Annotated in this window: 18 protein-coding genes and 1 riboswitch; of the genes, 9 read left to right on the forward strand and 9 right to left on the reverse strand. The window is 40.0% G+C overall.

Going from position 1 to position 18,168, the window contains the following annotated elements:
- Nucleotides 1-96: 96 nt before the first annotated feature.
- The 6 genes from AA0Y26_RS11475 to AA0Y26_RS11500 all read left to right on the forward strand — a co-directional run bounded on the left by AA0Y26_RS11475 (nt 97) and on the right by AA0Y26_RS11500 (nt 7,628).
- Entirely contained in the window at nt 97-399 is a 303-nt protein-coding gene (locus tag AA0Y26_RS11475; protein WP_413367968.1) for a HesB/YadR/YfhF family protein, read from the forward strand.
- A gap of 87 nt (nt 400-486) precedes the next feature.
- Nucleotides 487-2,457 (forward strand): methyl-accepting chemotaxis protein, encoded by a 1,971-nt coding sequence (locus AA0Y26_RS11480; RefSeq protein ID WP_413367970.1) that lies wholly within the window; start codon nt 487-489, stop codon nt 2,455-2,457.
- A gap of 143 nt (nt 2,458-2,600) precedes the next feature.
- Nucleotides 2,601-3,473, forward strand: coding sequence for an SDR family oxidoreductase (locus AA0Y26_RS11485; RefSeq protein WP_413367972.1), 873 nt, complete (start codon nt 2,601-2,603; stop codon nt 3,471-3,473).
- A 686-nt stretch (nt 3,474-4,159) separates the two neighbouring features.
- Nucleotides 4,160-5,383 carry a dicarboxylate/amino acid:cation symporter gene (locus tag AA0Y26_RS11490; protein WP_413367974.1) on the forward strand — a complete coding sequence of 408 codons (1,224 nt, stop codon included), beginning with the start codon at nt 4,160-4,162 and terminating at the stop codon, nt 5,381-5,383.
- A gap of 224 nt (nt 5,384-5,607) precedes the next feature.
- On the forward strand, nt 5,608-6,237 hold the full coding sequence (locus AA0Y26_RS11495) for a YczE/YyaS/YitT family protein (protein WP_413367976.1): 630 nt from the start codon (nt 5,608-5,610) through the stop codon (nt 6,235-6,237).
- A 380-nt stretch (nt 6,238-6,617) separates the two neighbouring features.
- The gene (locus AA0Y26_RS11500; protein WP_413367978.1) at nt 6,618-7,628 is read left to right on the forward strand and encodes an S-layer homology domain-containing protein; all 1,011 of its coding nucleotides are present in this window, start codon (nt 6,618-6,620) and stop codon (nt 7,626-7,628) included.
- 276 nt (nt 7,629-7,904) lie between these two features.
- Here the strand turns inward: AA0Y26_RS11500 and AA0Y26_RS11505 are convergent, their stop codons facing one another.
- On the reverse strand, nt 7,905-8,810 hold the full coding sequence (locus AA0Y26_RS11505; RefSeq protein ID WP_413367980.1) for an SDR family oxidoreductase: 906 nt from the start codon (nt 8,808-8,810) through the stop codon (nt 7,905-7,907).
- Between the two features lie 500 nt (nt 8,811-9,310).
- Between AA0Y26_RS11505 and AA0Y26_RS11510 the strand changes: the two genes are divergently transcribed.
- Entirely contained in the window at nt 9,311-9,835 is a 525-nt protein-coding gene (locus AA0Y26_RS11510; RefSeq protein WP_413367982.1) for an N-acetyltransferase family protein, read from the forward strand.
- Between the two features lie 58 nt (nt 9,836-9,893).
- Here AA0Y26_RS11510 and AA0Y26_RS11515 read toward each other — a convergent pair whose 3' ends face one another.
- The 5 genes from AA0Y26_RS11515 to AA0Y26_RS11535 all read right to left on the reverse strand — a co-directional run bounded on the left by AA0Y26_RS11515 (nt 9,894) and on the right by AA0Y26_RS11535 (nt 13,670).
- The gene (locus tag AA0Y26_RS11515; RefSeq protein ID WP_413367984.1) at nt 9,894-10,742 is read right to left on the reverse strand and encodes an alpha/beta fold hydrolase; all 849 of its coding nucleotides are present in this window, start codon (nt 10,740-10,742) and stop codon (nt 9,894-9,896) included.
- Between the two features lie 145 nt (nt 10,743-10,887).
- A complete protein-coding gene (locus AA0Y26_RS11520) occupies nt 10,888-11,025 on the reverse strand; it encodes a hypothetical protein (RefSeq protein WP_413367986.1) in 138 nt (45 codons plus the stop codon).
- 140 nt (nt 11,026-11,165) lie between these two features.
- Entirely contained in the window at nt 11,166-12,104 is a 939-nt protein-coding gene (gene metA / locus AA0Y26_RS11525) for a homoserine O-acetyltransferase MetA (protein ID WP_413367988.1), read from the reverse strand.
- 80 nt (nt 12,105-12,184) lie between these two features.
- Nucleotides 12,185-12,291: riboswitch (SAM riboswitch) on the reverse strand.
- A 184-nt stretch (nt 12,292-12,475) separates the two neighbouring features.
- Nucleotides 12,476-13,465, reverse strand: coding sequence for an LLM class flavin-dependent oxidoreductase (locus AA0Y26_RS11530; RefSeq protein ID WP_413367990.1), 990 nt, complete (start codon nt 13,463-13,465; stop codon nt 12,476-12,478).
- Between the two features lies 1 nt (nt 13,466).
- Nucleotides 13,467-13,670, reverse strand: a complete 204-nt coding sequence (locus tag AA0Y26_RS11535; RefSeq protein ID WP_413361758.1) for a hypothetical protein — start codon at nt 13,668-13,670, stop codon at nt 13,467-13,469.
- A gap of 225 nt (nt 13,671-13,895) precedes the next feature.
- On the opposite strand from AA0Y26_RS11535, the gene AA0Y26_RS11540 reads away from it, so the two are divergent.
- Nucleotides 13,896-14,879: an MBL fold metallo-hydrolase gene (locus AA0Y26_RS11540; RefSeq protein ID WP_413361760.1), complete on the forward strand. Its 984-nt coding sequence runs from the start codon at nt 13,896-13,898 to the stop codon at nt 14,877-14,879.
- Between the two features lie 142 nt (nt 14,880-15,021).
- Here the strand turns inward: AA0Y26_RS11540 and AA0Y26_RS11545 are convergent, their stop codons facing one another.
- A complete protein-coding gene (locus AA0Y26_RS11545; RefSeq protein ID WP_413361762.1) occupies nt 15,022-15,768 on the reverse strand; it encodes an SDR family oxidoreductase in 747 nt (248 codons plus the stop codon).
- A gap of 241 nt (nt 15,769-16,009) precedes the next feature.
- Nucleotides 16,010-16,426: a MerR family transcriptional regulator gene (locus AA0Y26_RS11550; protein WP_413361765.1), complete on the reverse strand. Its 417-nt coding sequence runs from the start codon at nt 16,424-16,426 to the stop codon at nt 16,010-16,012.
- A gap of 248 nt (nt 16,427-16,674) precedes the next feature.
- On the opposite strand from AA0Y26_RS11550, the gene AA0Y26_RS11555 reads away from it, so the two are divergent.
- Complete coding sequence (locus AA0Y26_RS11555) at nt 16,675-17,082, forward strand: cupin domain-containing protein (RefSeq protein WP_413368179.1); 408 nt, start codon at nt 16,675-16,677, stop codon at nt 17,080-17,082.
- 229 nt (nt 17,083-17,311) lie between these two features.
- On the opposite strand, the gene AA0Y26_RS11560 is transcribed toward AA0Y26_RS11555, so the two are convergent.
- Nucleotides 17,312-18,166 carry a patatin-like phospholipase family protein gene (locus AA0Y26_RS11560; RefSeq protein WP_413361767.1) on the reverse strand — a complete coding sequence of 285 codons (855 nt, stop codon included), beginning with the start codon at nt 18,164-18,166 and terminating at the stop codon, nt 17,312-17,314.
- Nucleotides 18,167-18,168 lie beyond the last annotated feature (2 nt).

The following is an 18,168-nucleotide window of genomic DNA, read 5'->3' on the forward strand; positions in this document are numbered from 1 at the left end:
CAGCATTCAACATTCTATAATAAAAGCCCTCTTTTTGAGGGCTTTTTATTTTCATTATGCTAGAGTGTCGGCATAATAGAACTAGAGGTGATAATTTTGAAAATACTGATAGCAAATGAAGCATATGAATGGTTTAAAGAAGAGATGGAGGTAGAACCCGGCGATTACATTCGCTTTTATGCTAGATATGGCGGCTCCTCCCCTTTTCATGAAGGATTTTCTCTTGGTATGAATCGAGAGCTTCCTCATGAAATCGGTGTGGAAACTGAACTAGAAGGTGTTCATTTCTATATTGAAAAGGCAGATGAATGGTTTTTCAACGGACATAATTTACATGTATCTGTTGATACAGCAATAAGTGAACTAAAGTACGAATATAAACCTGCTACAAGTGTGTAGCAGGTTTTTACTATGTAAGCAGAAAATCCTGTAAAAGTTACCAGTCGTTTGTGCTATAATGAGGCTGATTATCAGGAAGGAGCGCCTATGAAATTTGATTCATTAAACAAAAAACTAATTTCCGTATTTTTATCAGTTATCATACTCTCTCTCGTTATTACAGGAGTAATCCTTTTTTTCACTTCTACTGCTAGTTTAAATACGATGAGTGAAAAGCAGCAAAAAGAGTTCGAGTATATGGTACAAGAACATTTTAAGACAACTTCTCAGGAACTTCTAGAACTCACATCTTTATATGCTGAAGACAGCGTGCTTTTACAAGCGCTTGCTGATGAAGATCGGGCCGCTGTTCAAAATGCTATATTACCTCTATATAGCCGATTGAATAAGGAACATGGCTTAACGGTTATGGAAATCGGCGACATTAACGGTAAGGTACTCGTAAGGGGACATAACCCAGAGTCATTTGGCGATGATAAAAGCGATCTTCCTGCCATTCAGAATGCTTTAACCGGAGAGACTTCGGCTGGTTTTGAATTTGGAAGCAGCGGTCTATCAGTAAGGGCTTTTGCTCCGCTGAAGATTAACGGAAAGATTGTTGGTACAATCCAGACAGGTCTAAATGATTCGTTTGTTAAGGACCTGCAGAATCTTGTTCCAGGTCTTGCAATCGATCTCTATAACGAGGAGCAGAAGGTTGTTGTTTCTTCAGTGGCGGATCATATCGGAAATTCTATGAAAGATCAATCCATTTTAGCTGCTGTGAACAACGGGGAAACAATTCAGCAAAAGGATGAGCTCCTGTATGAAACATTCATGCCGATGTATGATCCTACTGAGTCCAAAATTATCGGAACAATACATATTAGTCAGGACATCTCTATTATATGGAATACGAAAAAACAGATATTCTTTATTGCCGTAGCTGTACTCCTCGGGGCAATTGGGACAGGCATAATCATCGCTATTTTATTCAGCCGTTCTATCTCTAAACCAGTGAAGGCTATTTCTGGACAAATGACTGTCATGGCAACGGGTGATTTGCGACAAGAGCTGCATGTAAAGGAACGTAACGATGAAATCGGTGAACTGATTATCAACATCAGGAGTTTCCAGGGGAATTTAAAAAATACCTTATCAGACGTGACTGTATCGGCCGCAGAAGTCTCCTCATATAGTGAGGAGCTGGCATCTGCTTCAAAAGAGGTTGCACTCGGTTCTCAGCAGATTGCGAACACAATGGAAGAGCTGTCAAGCGGTGCTGAAAGACAGATTGATGCAGCAACTGAACTCTCTTCCCTTATGAACGACTACGCACTTAAAATGCAAAATACTAATTCCCGCACTGTTGAGTTACAGGAACTTACTACGAGGGTTGTTGATTTTTCAAATGATGGCAAAGTGCAAATTAACCGTTCAAATGAACAAATGTCCTCTATCTTCCATGTAGTGGAGGAAACAAAAAAGAAAATGGACAAACTTGATAATCAAACAAAGGATATCTCCTCGTTCGTTGCGATTATCAAGGACGTTGCCAACCAAACGAATCTGCTGGCACTAAACGCTTCGATTGAAGCAGCACGTGCAGGTGAACACGGAAAAGGGTTTGCAGTCGTAGCAGAAGAAGTACGAAAACTGGCCGATCAGGTAGCTGTTTCTGTAGATGAGATTACAATCATTATGCAGGCAATCCAACAGGATACTGTTGAGGTTAATAAGTCCCTTGATAAAGGCTACGCTGAAGCGAGCGCTGGCTCTGCACAATTGCAGACGACAGCTAATACCTTCAACTCAATTAATGAAGCGATGCAGCATGTTGCGGAAAATATACTGCTCGTAATCGATAATATCGGAAATATGGCAACGGAAAGCCAAACAATCAATGCAGCAATTCAAGAAATTTCGGCTATTACAGAAGAAGCATCTGCCGGCATTGAAGAGACAACTGCAACAGCCATTCAATCAAGTGAACTAATTACTGAAGTATCGAATGGTACAGAACGCCTCGCAGCACTTGCGACAGAGCTTGATACTCTTGTGAAACAATATAAACTTTAAAATACGAATAAAATAAAGGTTTGGAAATCCAAGAATTAAGGGTTTCCAAACCTTTTTATTCGACTTCAACAGTCTTAAAAATTGTTTAAAATCATAATGGCCGGTTAAAGAAGTAGGGAGACAATATAAAGGAGGCTTTTTTCATGACAAATGTTGAAAACAAACAAGTAGGCGGCACACCACCGCAACAGCAAGAAAAGCAGCCCGGGATTGAATCAAAAATGAAGCCACTTCCGACTCAGCCAAAAGAATATGCGGGCAGCGGAAAACTTAAGGACCGTGTCGCAATTATTACAGGTGGTGACTCAGGGATTGGACGTGCAGTAGCAATCGCTTACGCAAAGGAAGGCGCCAACCTAGTAATTAGCTACTTATCTGAAGAACAAAGCGACGCTGAGGAAACGAAGCGCCTCGTTGAAGAAGCAGGAGCTAAGGCAGTATTAGCACCTGGGGACATTTCTGAACCAGGGACAAGTGACATGATTGTCAAAACTGCACTTGATACATTTAACAAGATTGATATTTTAGTGAATAACGCAGCGGTTCAGTACCCTGTTGATCACTTCGTTGATATTACAATTGAGCAATGGCGTAAGACGTTCGGCATTAATCTGGATGGAATCTTCTATTTAACTAAAGCGGTAGTTCCGCATATGAAGCCTGGCAGCTCAATCATTTCCACAACTTCTATTAATGCCTACCGCGGTCACAAAACGTTGATTGATTATACGACGACTAAGGGAGCGATTGTTGGATTTACTCGAAGCCTTGCTCAAAATCTTATTGATGATGGAATTCGCGTCAATATGGTGGCGCCAGGTCCAATTTGGACACCGCTTATCCCTTCTTCTTTTGATTCGGATAAAGTGGAAGAGTTCGGTACAGAGACACCAATGAAGCGTCCGGGCCAACCGAGCGAACTGGCAGGTGCCTACGTTTTATTAGCATCCGATGACGGTTCGTACATTACAGGTCAATGTATCCATGTCAACGGTGGTATGATTATGCATTCATAATAACCACAAAGCCATTCTACATGTTCGTAGAATGGCTTTTTTACTGATTTTGTTTAAGGGGCTGCCTCACTTAGTAAAGGGAGCAACTGAAAAATAGATGTTCCCCATTTGAGTTTGAACGTTTTCGAGATAATTTTGGGATGTCAGGCACTTGTTTGTCCTGGATAGGATTCACCTACTCCATATGACGTAAACAAATTGAGGGATAGGTTCATTTAAATGAACTTGCTCATTGCTAATACTCTAACTACCTATCGCCTTCTGCAGCTGTTTTACATAGCTTTCAGTTTTAGCAGTACCTGGATCCAGTAACGCTGTCTTTTAATAGTACGCCCCCCTTCTTTAGAAAAGTGGCTATTTCCATAAACTTAAGATTACAAACCATCCCTTTTTAAAAGATTAGTTGAAATTGTATAAGACACCCTCATTTGGCTGTCTAACAAGAAGAAACGCTGTTTGAAATTGTAATTTATAGGTTAATAGATAATGAAAACTACTTCCTAAAGCCTCTATCACAAGGGTATTTATAAGTTTCTCTTGTCCTTCAAACACTAAATATCGTTATTTCTATCAAAATTACTTCGATTTCAATCGATTAATTATTTTCTCGAAAAAACTCTTTTATACTGTTTACAGCGAAAATAAACTAATTGTTATCGTTTTCATTCTTTTTAGGGAGGGCTATTATGAAATTAGCTACAAGGATCTTATGGGCACTTGCGCTTGGTGCCATTACAGGAATATTAATTAATATTTTTGCAGATAACTGGTTTGAGCCGTTAGACGGTTATGTCTTTACACCACTAGGTACGATATTTCTGAATTTAATTAAAATGCTTATTGTACCGCTTGTGTTTTTCTCCATCGCGGTGGGAGTAGCCAATATTGGTGATCCTAAGAAACTCGGCCGTATGGGTGGTAAAACAATGGTATTCTTCCTTTCTACTACTGCTGTTGCTATTACGATAGGGATAATTTTAGCATTACTTTTAAAGCCAGGGGTCGGGGGCTCATTTGATACAACCAACTTAGAATACGAATCGAGTGAAGCTCCGCCAGTTACCGATACACTTCTAGGAATTATTCCAGCCAATCCAATTGAAGCTATGGCTTCTGGAGATATGCTGGCGATTATTTTCTTTGCACTATTTATTGGAATTGGTGTTGCAGCATTAGGAGAAAAAGTGGATATCTTTAAACGTTTCCTCGAACAAGGTAATGAAATAATGATGTTTTTAGTTGGATTAGTCATGAAGTTTGCGCCGATTGGAACATTTGGGTTAATCGCTTCAGCCGTTGGTAAACAAGGTTTTGATGCATTAAAAGCTATGTTCTTGTATATGGTGGTTGTTTTCCTAGCACTGGCACTTCATTTTATTGTCGTCTACGGTGGTGCTATGAAGCTGCTTGCGAAGCAAAATCCAATCAAAGTAATGAAGGAATTTATTCCAGCAATGACGGTTGCCTTCAGTACCTCAAGCAGTAGTGCTACGTTACCTATTGCAATGGATGTAGCCCAAACTAAATTAGGTGTTCCAAAACCGATCAGCAGCTTTGTTCAGCCTCTTGGTGCCACAATCAACATGGATGGGACAGCAATTATGCAAGGCGTTGCCACGATCTTCATCGCACAAGTATTTGGCGTGGATTTATCTATTCAGGATATGCTGGTCGTGGTGCTGACAGCAGTGCTGGCTTCCATTGGTACTGCAGCTGTGCCAGGAGCTGGTATGATTATGCTGGCCATGGTGCTAGAGTCAGTAGGTCTGCCGGTTGCTGGTATTGCCTTAATTATCGGGATCGACCGCTTGCTTGATATGACACGTACATTGGTTAATATTACTGGTGATTTAACATGCGCTCTTTATATTGCAGAGGACGAAAAGAAACGTGAATTGAAAAATGCATAAGACAGAAGCAATGAAGGAGCTCTCTTTCATTGCTTCTTTTGTTGTTGTTAGGCTGTTGCTTTATGTAGTGTGGTTACATATCCCAAACGAAAGAAAGCAGAAGAGCGATAAAGTCTTTATCTTCGGAATTTGCTGAAAAACGCGTTTCTCCCCTTCTCCCCGCTATAATAAAGTTTGTTATATAGCAGTCTATTACCGATATATGAAAAAGGCAGAGAAATTTTATGAACAAACTTATTTATTGGCGCAGTGCATTCTTTTTACTTGGCATTATTGTTTTATCATTTGGCATCACTTTAACTATTAAAGCAAAACTGATCGGTGTAGGCTCCTGGGACGTGCTTCATATTGGCCTCGCAGAAACGGCAGGATTAACAATTGGTTCGTGGTCTATTATTGTTGGTCTGCTAATATTGGCTGTCGATTCAGCCGTAATGAAGCGTTTCCCGAAGATGGGGACTTTTTTGGATATGTTTCTTGCCGGAATTTTTATTGATGTTTTCAACAGTATATTACCCAGCGTTGATGGATTCTTCCCGCAATTGATTGCTTTTTGCTTTGGTCTGTTCTTCCTTGGCTTTGGCTCGGGTATGTACATTGTCGCAAACCTTGGTGTCGGTCCGCGTGATACACTCATGCTTCTAGTTACGCATAAGCTTGGTTGGAGCGTTGGACGTGCACGTACTACGATGGAAATCACGGTTGCTGTTCTAGGCTTCTTCCTGGGCGGCCCTATTGGCATTGGTACCGTCAATATGTCTTTCGGTCTCGGCCCAATTGTTCAATGGGCTCTCATTGTGAACGAAAAACTATTCTATCTCGTAACAGGTACTGAAAGCTCTGTTTACAATTAGGCAGAAGTCATAAGTCAGCTAAATGTTGGCCCTATTATTCTTGTGAGGCTTTATGTATTTCTTTTCGAAATCAAACGTTATGTTATAAGAGAATAAATTACTACATAGTCGCATATATATTATTATCCCCATTCCCCTATTTCGAGAGGGAATGTACGAGCTGAACCCCATCTGCATCCCTAGGCAGATGGGGTTATTTATATAATCTACATTATTCTCCCTTATGTATCTTCTGTAACATTCATTTCAGTTTATTAACAATATCCCCTTTCTATTTCATAAGACTTAAGTTTGCGTTTCAAAGTAAATTTTTGATGGTATAGGTACTTATAGACGTCTATAATTATCAAAAACTATTATGAAAGAAAGGTGAAGACATCTTGAAGATTAACAAACTAGTCCTTGCCTGCTGCCTGATGTTGGCAGCATGTATTGTGCCAATAAAGGCGGATGCTGCAACATTCAAGGATGTACCGGCAAAGAACAGCCACTATGCCTCTATCGAAAACCTGGCATCCAAAGATATCTTGTCCGGTTATAGCGATGGCACATTTCGCCCTAACAATTACGTAACACGGGCACAAGCTGCTAAAATTATTGCGAAATCTCTCAATCTGACTTCTAACAATCAAGCTCAGCAGCAGTTCAAGGATGTACCTAAAAACTCTGAATATTATAATGCCATTCAGGCGTTAAATGAACGCAATATTATAAGCGGCTATTCCAGCGATCATACATTCCGTCCAAATGAGTGGCTGACGCGTGCACAGATGGCAAAAATTTTAACTCGTGCGTTTTCGTTAGAGCAGGCAAAGGCTATTACGTATCCATTCCATGATATCCCAAGCAGTTCTAGCTTTAAATACGATATTCAAACTATTTTTAACGCCGGCATCACAAACGGAACATCGGCGTCTACATTCTCACCAAATGCATCGGTAACACGGGGCCAAATGGCAAGCTTTGTTGTACGGGCGCGAGATGGAGTAAGAGCTCCGGAAAGACCGGTAAGTAACAATTATGCAGATCAGGTTATTGCCTTGACGAATCAGGCACGCGTTGAAAATGGCCTTCAGCCACTAGCGATGGGTACTTCCTTGATGCAGTCTGCACAGTTTAAAACGGATGATATGGCTGCTACGCGTATTTTGAGTCATGACAGTCCAAATTACGGCGGCATGCAAAATATCCTAAACCGCTTCAATATTGCCTACAGCTATGCAGGTGAAAATATCGCGGTAGGACAGCGCTCCCCTGAAGAGGTTGTCAACGCATGGATGAATTCTCCGGGCCACCGTGCGAATATTTTAAATAGCAATTACACACATATCGGTGTTGGATATTCTAGTAACGGCAACTACTGGACGCAGCATTTTATCCGCACAAGATAGTATAAAAAGCAAAATTCCCATAAAGGAAAGTAAGACTATAGATAACGCGAAACAATAGCGTTTGTCTATAGTCTTTTTTACGATAAACGAATGTATCCCCTTCTATCAAGCGGCTTTTTTCACTACTCCTTGTAGCAGGTTGATGAACAATAAAAACCTCCGCCAATTCTCTATGACTAGAGGAGATTTTCTTTGACTATTATTCTACGTTCTTTTTTATGTTATTTTAGCAACAGCGTGCGCTTCATGATTTTAAAAATATTATAAATTTTTCCATTAACCGAAAACTTGACCGCCATTCACATGGAGTGTTTGGCCTGTAACAAATCTGGAATCGTCCGATGCCAGATAGACGAATGTAGGTGCTACTTCAAATGGTTGGCCCTGGCGATCCATTGGATTTCCTGCTAATGGTACTTGATCAGCAGAAAAACTTGAAGGAATCAATGGTGTCCAGATCCGTCCGGGAGCAATTGCATTCACACGAATTCCTTTGCTGACTAAGTTTTTGGATAATGCGCGGGTAAATCCTATGTTTGCCCCTTTTGTAGCTGTATAATCGATCAATTGTTCATTCCCATCAAAGGCCACTACTGAAGAGGTATTAATAATCGAACTCCCTGCCGTTAAGTATTTTAATGCTGCGCGGGTTGTATAAAAATGAGAATAGATATTAATTTTAAATGTTTCATCGAATTGCTCATCTGTAATATCCGTCAAGTTTAATTGCTGAAATTGAACCCCTACATGGTTACATAGAATATCTAGCTTTCCAAAAGACTCCACTGTCTTCTCCACAATATCCGCACAATGCGCTTTTTCTCTTAGATCGCCCGGTAATAAAAGGCACCGTTTTCCAATTTCTTCAATTCTATTTTTTGTCCTTGTCGCATCTTCATGTTCATCCAAGTAGGAAATTGCGACGTCGGCTCCCTCCTTGGCAAAGGCAATGGCAGCTGCTGCCCCCATTCCGCTATCTCCTCCGGTAATTAAGGCCACTTTTCCTTTTAATTTTCCGCTTCCTATATAGAGCGGATTTTCAATAATTGGCTTTGGGATCATTAAACCCTCTATACCCGGTTGGCGATATTGACGTTGCTCCGGTACAGTTAATGCAATCTCCTCGTAGCGAGTTATCTTCCCGTAGTTGGGATACAGCGGGTATTTTTGTTCCTTAGTCAATGGATTGAATCCCTCCCCAAAACGACTTCTGCCTAGAATATGCGAATTAAGAAGTAGGCGTGCATCCACTAATAGTCAAAAGCTCTGAAAATTGAATACTATAGGAGCATCAAAAATAGGAGGTAACGGTAATCAACTATTATTACAATCCGAAAGTAAGGTTTTTATTAATGAATCAGTCGAACGAAAAAACGCAAATAACGTATCAATCTTTGGTGATCAAAGCACCTATCATTGGGCCTAGACCCCCGTTTTATATTCATCCGTGTTACGAACATTATTATCCTGTAATTTAGTATGTAAGAAAAATCTCCAACAGGTACCTCCTTAATGCATACATCAAGGAGGTACCTAAAAGGAGATTGATTGCGCCTAATGGCCAGGATCTAAAATTAAGGGACTTTTTATTTTGATTTTATTCGCTAAAATGTATTTATATGGAATTATTTAAACGCTGTTTTATACATATTCTTTTTGTAAAAGAGAAAGGTGGAATAGTAGTGGACACGTTACATTCAATCACAATAAGAGAAGGGTTACTAAACGATGCTGAAAATATGTTAAGAATCCAAAGAGAAATTATTGAAGAAAAGGAATTTCTTTTATCGGATCCGGAAGAGTTCAATAAAACCGTTGATGATCAGAAGCAATGGATTCAACATATTCTACAAAATAGCCGGGAAATTATCCTCGTAGCAGAAGTTGACGGTGAAATGGTAGGGTGGCTGGTTTTTCAATCCCCTAACCGTGTTCGTCTAAATCATACAGGTTCTTTCGGGATGATGGTGCTGAAAGAATATCGCAACATGAAAATTGGGAGAATTTTACTTGAAGCCCTGCTGACCTGGGCTGAATGTCATGAGGAAATAGAAAAAGTTTGCTTAGGTGTTCTTTCTTCAAACGAACGAGCAATTCACTTATATCGGTCGCTCGGTTTTATAGAAGAAGGACATAAAGTAAATGAAGTGAAAATAGACAATCGGTATGTAGATGATATTCTGATGTACAAGAATATAAAAAAATAATAGCTAATAAAAAGCCGTATTTTCATTGCAACACGGCTTTTCCTGTTTAGGAGACAGACTAGCTATGTGTTGTATGTAGAGTAGAAACCACGAATGCTTTGAAAGCTTCCGCCTCCTCTAAGAACGGGAAATGGTTGCTCTTTTCAAAAATTGTGAGTTCTGCATGTGGAAGCAGTTCTGCGATTTCAATGCCAAATTGCACTGGACATTGAGCATCAAAGCGACCAGCATAAATAAAACTTGGCAGATCAATATGCTTCAATTGTTCTCTAACATCAAAATCTCTGTAATCTACCTTTCTGAAAAAGTCTAAACGCTCTCCAATTGTACGGCCGCTGTTTGGCTTCTTCAGTGCGTCCTTTAACTTTTCCTCGGAACAATAAGACATCAGCGCCCATTCATAACTGAGATTTTTCCGTTTTTCTACGGAAGTCTCAGGATTATTTAGTGCCTCCATAATCTCCATGATACGTGGATAGTTTTTATTTTTATGATGGTACATACAGTCAGGATGTAAAGCGTACTCGTAACTTGCAGCTGCCCCTCCCACGATTAGTTTGCTTATAGACCCTGGTGTAATCGCTGCATATTTTAAACCGAGCATCCCTCCCGTGGAATGACCAGCAAAAGCCCATTTTTCGAAGCCTAAGCTCTCACGAATCGCCTCCAGGTCAGCAACCGTCTCTTCCATTCGATATTCTTGTGGATTTTTTGCTTTTACAGAATGTCCGGCACCTCGTACGTTGATTAAAAATACATGATAGTAAGGGGTGAATGGATGAGCAAGAGCGTTTCCCCTTTCATCAAACTCACTATATAAGTGTGTAACTGCAAGAGGCTCTCCTTCCCCACACTCGAAAATTTCAAAGGCACCCCGTTTTGTTTCTATGATTTTCTGTTTCCACATGACAAATCTCTCCTAACGTTTGGATATTATAAACTTTGTTAACCATTAAAGTATCTGACTATTGATACGACTGTATTAATGGCAAGTGCTAAAATACCGATCGACATCAGAATTATCACAGTTATACTGCCGTAGCGTATGTGTTTTAGCTGCAGATCGGAGAGTTCAGGAACTTCTTTATAGCGCCATTTATCCATGAAGAAAAGGCTTCCTCAGGCTCATATAAAGACCAAATACAATAGCCGTATACTGGTATAGAAAGGACAACGACGATGAATAGCATGGCAAAGCCCTCCTTTTATAAACTCCTTTTAGTTAATTTACGAATAAAATGCTATATAGTTTCAATTTTCTAACTTTATTGCTGCTGCTTCATAAAAAAAGCTATGCCCCGATAGTAACCGGTCGCACAGCCATGTTTCATTAAATATGATATTCGATATCTTCCTCGATAAAATCCCATTTGTACGGCGTTTCTTGGTAAACATAATAATTCAGCCAGTTATAGAACAAAAGATGGGAGTGAGCCCGCCAAGTGTTCTTTGGTTCTTTTAACGGATCATTATTCGGGAAGTAATTTACAGGAAGTTCTACATTATCTCCTTTTGCCACATCTCTTACATATTCGTCTTTTAGCGTGGTAGCATCATACTCCAGATGTCCGGTAATCATGATATGTTTGTTATCCTTCGATTGGACGATAAATACCCCGGCATCATCCGAATAGCTCAGCAGCTTCAGCTCGGGATGATTACGGACTTCTTCAATTGAAACTGATGTATGACGGGAGTGCGGTGCTACATATTCATCGCTGAAACCGCGTACAAGGTCAACCGTTAAATCCGTTATGACATGGGAATAAACACCGGAACATTTTTTAGGAAGCTCGTATTTACCGATGCCAAAATGATGATATAAAGCTGCTTGTGCCCCCCAACAAATATTCATAATAGACGTGACATTGTCCTTTGCCCAATCCATAATAGATGTAATTTCCTTCCAATATAGCACTTCCTCAAATTCCATACGTTCAACTGGCGCACCGGTAATAATCATTCCATCATAGCGTCGATGCTTAATTTCATCAAACGTTTTGTAAAAAAGCTGCAAATGTGATTTGGATACATTTCTCGATTCATAGGTCGCTGTATTTAAGAAGGTAATATTCACTTGAAGAGGTGTATTCCCAAGTAAACGCAGCAGCTGCAATTCCGTTTTCTCTTTTTCAGGCATTAAATTGCATACAAGTATATTTAGTGGACGAATTTGCTGCGTGCGAGCGCGGTCCTCCTCCATGACGAATATTTTTTCTTCTCTAAGTAAATTTCCAGCTGGTAGCCTTTTCGGTATATTAATTGGCATTCCAATGTCCCCCCATTTCTATCACTAATCAAAAAAAACCTCTCATTCCAGCATAAGAATGAGAGGTTTTTAGTCGCTCGCTCTTATCTTCCAAGGATAAACCTTGCTGGAATTAGCACCTTTCTAGCTGCGCTAGAGGTTGCTGAAGCTTCATCGGGCCATATCCCTCTGCTTCTCTCGATAAGATGATTAAATTAGATAGATTGTATCACGGAGATGCAAATTATTCAATAATTCTTACAAAATTCCTTCTTATTATTTATTTATCTAGTGTGAAAGAGTGATTTTTGTATAAGCAGCGAGAAGCATTTAACCAAATACAAAAGCCAAGCCAGTTTGACTGGCTCGGCGTTAGAGATAAGTAAATTTGATTATGCAAACATGTCACGCAGGCATGTAAATGAATATTTACGCGCTTCATCGTCATAGATAGAAGAACTAATCATAACTTCATCTACACCGTTTTCCTCAACAAATTTCTGCAGTTCTTTTGCAACAGTTTCTTTACTGCCAATAAATGTGTACTGGCGCTGCTGCATGACCGCATCCCGCTCGAATGGTGACCAAATCTCATCCATATTTCTTACAGGCGGTTTCATTAATTGGTGGTCACGGCGAATGATGGAAAGGAAGAACTGATAGAAAGTCGTTGCTAAATAGTGCGCTTCTTCATCTGTATCAGCCACAATCGCATTAACACATGCCAAGACATACGGCTTTTCACAGTATTCACTTGGCTTGAATTGCTCACGGTACAACTTAATTGCACGTGTGAAGTAGTCAGGTGCGAAATGGGAGGCAAATGCATACGGCATTCCTCTTCTCGCGGAAAACTCTGCGCTGAACATACTGGAGCCAAGAATCCAAATCGGAATTTGTTCACCGAAACCTGGATAAGCACGCACTGAATCTGTCTCTTTTGCCTCTGCTAAATAACGCTGCAGCTCGACAACATTTTCTTCAAAGTCCTCTCCAGCAATATTACGGCGAAGAGCACGCGCTGTAAATGGGTCTGTCCCAGGCGCACGGCCAAGTCCTAAGTCAATTCGTCCCGGATACATGGCATTCAGTGTACCAAACTGCTCTGCTACCACTAGCGGCACATGGTTTGGCAGCATGACACCTCCTGAGCCGACGCGGATTTGTTTTGTTGCCTCTGCAATATAACCAATGACGACTGGAGTAGCAGAGCTGGCAATCGAGCGGCTATTATGATGTTCTGCCAACCAGTATCGTGTATAACCTAGTTCATCTACGTGCTTCGCTAAGTCTCGTGCACGATTGAAGGCATCATGTGCATCCTGTCCTTCTCGTACAGGGACGAGGTCTAGAACAGAAATCGGTATATTAATTTTACTCATATTATTGTTTTCCCTCCTGCTTGATCTCATTTCGCTTCTTTGTTAAGAAGACTAAGAGAACTGCGACAACCGCCGCAAAAAGTAGATAAAAAGTAGATTTCAGCATGCTTTCATCCCAACTGTTGATCGCTTGTAGTATGCTGACGATGATTAAAAGGATGCCGATTATATTATGTACCCAAGAACCAGCTTTCAGAACCGTCATCTCCTTCCTTGTATTCCTATTGTTAAGGAAATTTCGCTTTTTCGCAAACAATATGCAACTTTGGTCTTCCATATCGAACGATTCCAGTACTCATTTTCTGATGGAAGAATTCTGTTGGATGCTTTTCATTTTCCAGTTATGATTAATAATAGAGTATGAAGATTCAATTTAACAAAGGGAAAAGTAACATATCTGCAATTGGGAAAAAGATAGGAGATGTAAAGAATGTCACCAATCATAAAAGCGGGGAAAAAGGAGATATATCCGATACTGTTTGATATTCACTATGGACAGATGAAAAGTATTAACTGTTATTTATATAAAAACGGGGACATGTTGACACTGATTGATGCGGGAATCGACTTTCCTGCATTTCACGATTTTTTTCACAGTAAGCTTATGGAATATGGCTTTACTGTCCATGACATTGATCAAATACTGCTTACACACCATCACAGTGACCATACAGGGATGGTTAATCGTATTTTATCGCAAAAGACAGTTCCTATTTATGCACATTTTCTCGCTATTGAGCGGCTGCATTTGACAAAGGACTATCAGTTGCAAAAGCTCGACTTTTTTAAACAACTATACAAAGACTATGGTTGTCTGCATCTTGCAGGCCGACGACTGGCAAAGATAGAAAAAACCTTGCAGGAAAGTAAACAGTTGAGAATCAATGCTGACATTATCCCTCTCCAAGATGGGGACATTGTGAATGATTTTCATGTAAAAGCCGTGCCTGGTCATTCACCGGACTCCATCTTATTTTACGATCCACAGACAAAATGGTTGTTTGCGGGTGATCTTGTACTTTATACAGGTACCACGAGTGCACTAGTTGACCATGATCAGGAAGGACAGCTTCTTCCTACCGTTATGCAGTATAAGCAATCCCTGGAAATCTGCCTGCAATTTGATGCTAGTATGGTATTCGCCGGTCACCAGCAGCCATTCGTTAGTTTACAGGAAATCGGGCAGCGTAACATGGACCGGATTGCGTTTCAACTGCAGCGGATAGTGAACAAGATTGCAGATGGATATGACACAGCCTTGGCTATAGCTTTTGCCATCTATGGAGATCGAACGGAAAAAGAGTTTTCGATTATTATATCTGAAATTATAGGTTATACGCTCTACGCAGAAATGAATGGTCTTATTACGAAAGAAATGCACGATGACGGCTGGCATTTCTTTATAATAGACTGACTGTTACGTAAATGGCTTTGAATTAAAGTAGAACTGTCTAATATGAACTGAACTTTCCTATTTCCAAAAAGAAAGGCTGTCGATGTCTCCTCGACAGCCTTAACTTTATAAAATGAACAGCTTCTAGTCCTTTTCTATTTTATTACCAAGGTTGAATTGTTGGTCCAATTGTGAACTCATTAACATTCGTATCTTCTGGCTGGTCAATTGCGAATGCCACAACATTGGCAACACGATCAGGTGTGATACCGAATTGTTCATACATCGCAGTCATGCCTTCTGAAATATTCTTATCAGTAATTGTATCCAATAATTCCGTGTTAATCGCTGCTGGATAAATTGTTGCTGTGCGGATGTTGGTACCTTCCAGCGCAGACTCCATACGTAAAACTTCCATTAAATCACGAACCGCCCACTTTGTTGCACCATAAACAGCACCGCCTGGGTAAGCTTTAAGCCCTGCTACAGATGAAGTAGTTATAACATGACCAGACTTTTGAGATGTAAATGTCGGCAAAACTGCAGCAATGCCATTCAATACTCCTTTAATATTAACGTCAATCATACGATTCCACTCATCGGTTTTTAATGCTGAAAGAGATGAATTAGGCATAAGACCTGCATTCAAGAAGATTACATCTACCCCGCCAAAAGTGTCCTTTGCCAGTTGGACAAGCTGCTGACTATCATCTGGGTTGACAACATCCGTAACACGATAAATAGCTTGTCCGCCAGCTGTTTGAATTTCTTCAGTCAATGCTTGTAACTTGTCTTCGCGACGAGCTCCTAAAACTACTTTAGCCCCTTTACCCGCCAATAATTTTGCAGTTGCCTCACCAATACCAGATGAAGCCCCAGTGATGATTACTACTTTGTTTTCAATTGTCATGTTACTACCTCCTATAGATATATATTGAGCTTACTCCTTAGAGTTAGCTCTAAGGCAAGGGGGAATTTATAAATTTTTTAGGTTATTAAATATGCTGGAGTTTCTTCTGCAGGTGTAGCCTGTAGAATTTCTTATCGTTATCTTCAAAGAAGCATATACTATACGTTAATTTGATTAGATCCAAAATAACGAGAAAGAGCCAACTGCATTTATTTAACTAAAATACAGGTGGCTCTTTTCATTAGTTAGAAATAGGTATTTCTATTTTGTCGCTTTTATGAATATCTTCCGATCCAGATTCAACTGCAGTTTTATAATACCAGCACTTATGATTAATCAGTTCCATTGTTTTTTGCAGTTCTATCATCTGTGCTTCTACAATAGCTTTCCGCTCGATGAACATGTCATATCTTTGTTGTAACGTGGCATCCCCTTCCGAACACCAATCAATGAAATTTTTAATTTCCTTTATAGGCATTCCGGTGGCTTTCAAACATTCAATGACTCTTAAAGCTTCAATATCAGATTCTTTAAATAAGCGTATTCCACCGGCTGTCCGTTCCACAAAAGGCATGAGTCCCTCTTTGTCGTAATAGCGCAAGGTATATGTTGTAAGGTTCAGTATTTTTGCAACTTCACTAATAGAATATTCTTTCATATTATTAGGCTCCTAATTATCAAAATATAGATTTACATTGAACTCAAATTTTTGAATGAATACTACCATGGTCTTTACAGATTGTCAAAGTAACTCTTAAATCAATGAGGGTGTACTTTTAAATAAAAGATTGACTTAGAGTTAACTATAAAGTGTACCATTATTTTATTGTAGGGCCCTTAATGTATGGCCAGCTTTTTATTCAGTAATAAAATCTCTAAAAATTACTGGAGGCAATGTTTGTGATTATCAAAGATATGAAAGACACTCTTTTATTTGACGCAGGAGAACCAAACCCATATTCTCAATTTTCCATTGGAAATAGCTATTTAAAAATGCTCACACCCGGGCCAAATGCAATTGGCAACGTAACTTTCGAACCGGGATGTCGCAATAACTGGCATTCTCATGCTGGCGGACAAATACTGCTTGTTACTGCCCGTGAAGGTTACTATCAAGCTGAAGGTGAACCCGCACAACGCTTAAAAGCTGGGGACGTGGTGAACATTCCAGCCGGCTTAAAGCATCGGCATGGGGCAGCAGACGACTCATGGTTTGTACACTTAGCTGCTACAAGTAATCCAGATAAACCAGAAAGGCAATGGTTTGAGCCTGTAAATGAAGAACAGTATGCAGAAGCGAATAAAGTGAAGTAAAAATAAAGAGCCACGGTTTCTACATCAAAGCTTTGTAGACAAAAAATAGTAAAGAGGTTCAACACACAACAATTGCTCAATCGATGCAGGTATCGAAGTAAACATTGATTTTTAAAAAACAAGAAAAGCACAAAAGGTATGAATCCTTTTGTGCTTAAGTCAAATGTCAATTTCTTAACTATGGCTCTCAGTCATCCATAAATTTTTAGGATAGTCTGTATAGGAGCTTCTAAATCCCAAGGAATGTCACCAATTCATCCAATCGGTTTCTACTTTGTGTATATCCCATTTGATAGTTTTGATTCATTGTCGGCACGTGCTTTTCAAAGCTATTCAGCGCATGATCAGGTCTGAAGATGAAGGCTCTTCCCTCTTTTTCAAGTGATTCAACATAAGCCAATGTTTGGTTATAGGCTTCTACCCGGTGTGCCATTGCTAGTGCGAGTTTCGGATATTTACGGGCAAAGAGCTTCATGACCCATTTACTTTTGCCATCCATCTCTTTACGATAGCCTTCAGGACGTGTTAGAACAAATATATGCTTATCATACCCCTGTTTTTCAGCCTGCTTTACTGGTATTGGGTCTGATAGACCGCCATCGTAATATGGGATTCCGTTCACATTAATTTCAGGGAATAGCACCGGCAGCGCACATGTGGCCTGCAGCATATCGCAGCGCGTATCCATTTCTAGTGCATTCAAATATTCGACTTGTCCTGTTAGTGCGTTTGTAACGCCGAATTCCAATTGTCCATTAAAGCTGCGGTACTTTTCCCAATCAAAGAGATCGAGTTCATTCGGCAGCACATTATAGGCGAAATCCAATCCGAAATAGCTGCGTTCCCTTAAGAAATTGCCGATTCCCATATAACGCTTGTCATGTCGGTATGTAGAAAGAATGCGCAGGGTCCTCTCCTTCTGTCCAGCAACATAGGAACATGCATTGATAGCACCTGCAGATATGGCAACGATATAAGGCAGTTCTATCTTTTCATCTATAAATGTATCGAGCACCCCCGCTGTAAATAATGTCCTAAATGTCCCGCCCTCTAGGATGAGACTTGTATTTTGTATGGCAGACATGT

It is taken from the genome of Lysinibacillus canaveralius, from assembly GCF_047301505.1.
GTDB lineage: Bacteria > Bacillota > Bacilli > Bacillales_A > Planococcaceae > Lysinibacillus_B.

What these genes read in the sequence shown, in the direction of transcription:
- AA0Y26_RS11535 (WP_413361758.1), bottom strand. Translation starts at nt 13,670, where the DNA reads ATGACGGTTCTGAAAGCTGGTTCTTGGGTACATAATATAATCGGCATC.
- metA (WP_413367988.1), bottom strand. Translation starts at nt 12,104, where the DNA reads ATGCCAATTAATATACCGAAAAGGCTACCAGCTGGAAATTTACTTAGA.
- AA0Y26_RS11480 (WP_413367970.1), top strand. Translation starts at nt 487, where the DNA reads ATGAAATTTGATTCATTAAACAAAAAACTAATTTCCGTATTTTTATCA.
- AA0Y26_RS11530 (WP_413367990.1), bottom strand. Translation starts at nt 13,465, where the DNA reads ATGAGTAAAATTAATATACCGATTTCTGTTCTAGACCTCGTCCCTGTA.
- AA0Y26_RS11515 (WP_413367984.1), bottom strand. Translation starts at nt 10,742, where the DNA reads ATGTGGAAACAGAAAATCATAGAAACAAAACGGGGTGCCTTTGAAATT.
- AA0Y26_RS11550 (WP_413361765.1), bottom strand. Translation starts at nt 16,426, where the DNA reads ATGAAAGAATATTCTATTAGTGAAGTTGCAAAAATACTGAACCTTACA.
- AA0Y26_RS11490 (WP_413367974.1), top strand. Translation starts at nt 4,160, where the DNA reads ATGAAATTAGCTACAAGGATCTTATGGGCACTTGCGCTTGGTGCCATT.
- AA0Y26_RS11540 (WP_413361760.1), top strand. Translation starts at nt 13,896, where the DNA reads ATGTCACCAATCATAAAAGCGGGGAAAAAGGAGATATATCCGATACTG.
- AA0Y26_RS11560 (WP_413361767.1), bottom strand. Translation starts at nt 18,166, where the DNA reads ATGTCTGCCATACAAAATACAAGTCTCATCCTAGAGGGCGGGACATTT.
- AA0Y26_RS11495 (WP_413367976.1), top strand. Translation starts at nt 5,608, where the DNA reads ATGAACAAACTTATTTATTGGCGCAGTGCATTCTTTTTACTTGGCATT.
- AA0Y26_RS11520 (WP_413367986.1), bottom strand. Translation starts at nt 11,025, where the DNA reads ATGCTATTCATCGTCGTTGTCCTTTCTATACCAGTATACGGCTATTGT.
- AA0Y26_RS11545 (WP_413361762.1), bottom strand. Translation starts at nt 15,768, where the DNA reads ATGACAATTGAAAACAAAGTAGTAATCATCACTGGGGCTTCATCTGGT.
- AA0Y26_RS11485 (WP_413367972.1), top strand. Translation starts at nt 2,601, where the DNA reads ATGACAAATGTTGAAAACAAACAAGTAGGCGGCACACCACCGCAACAG.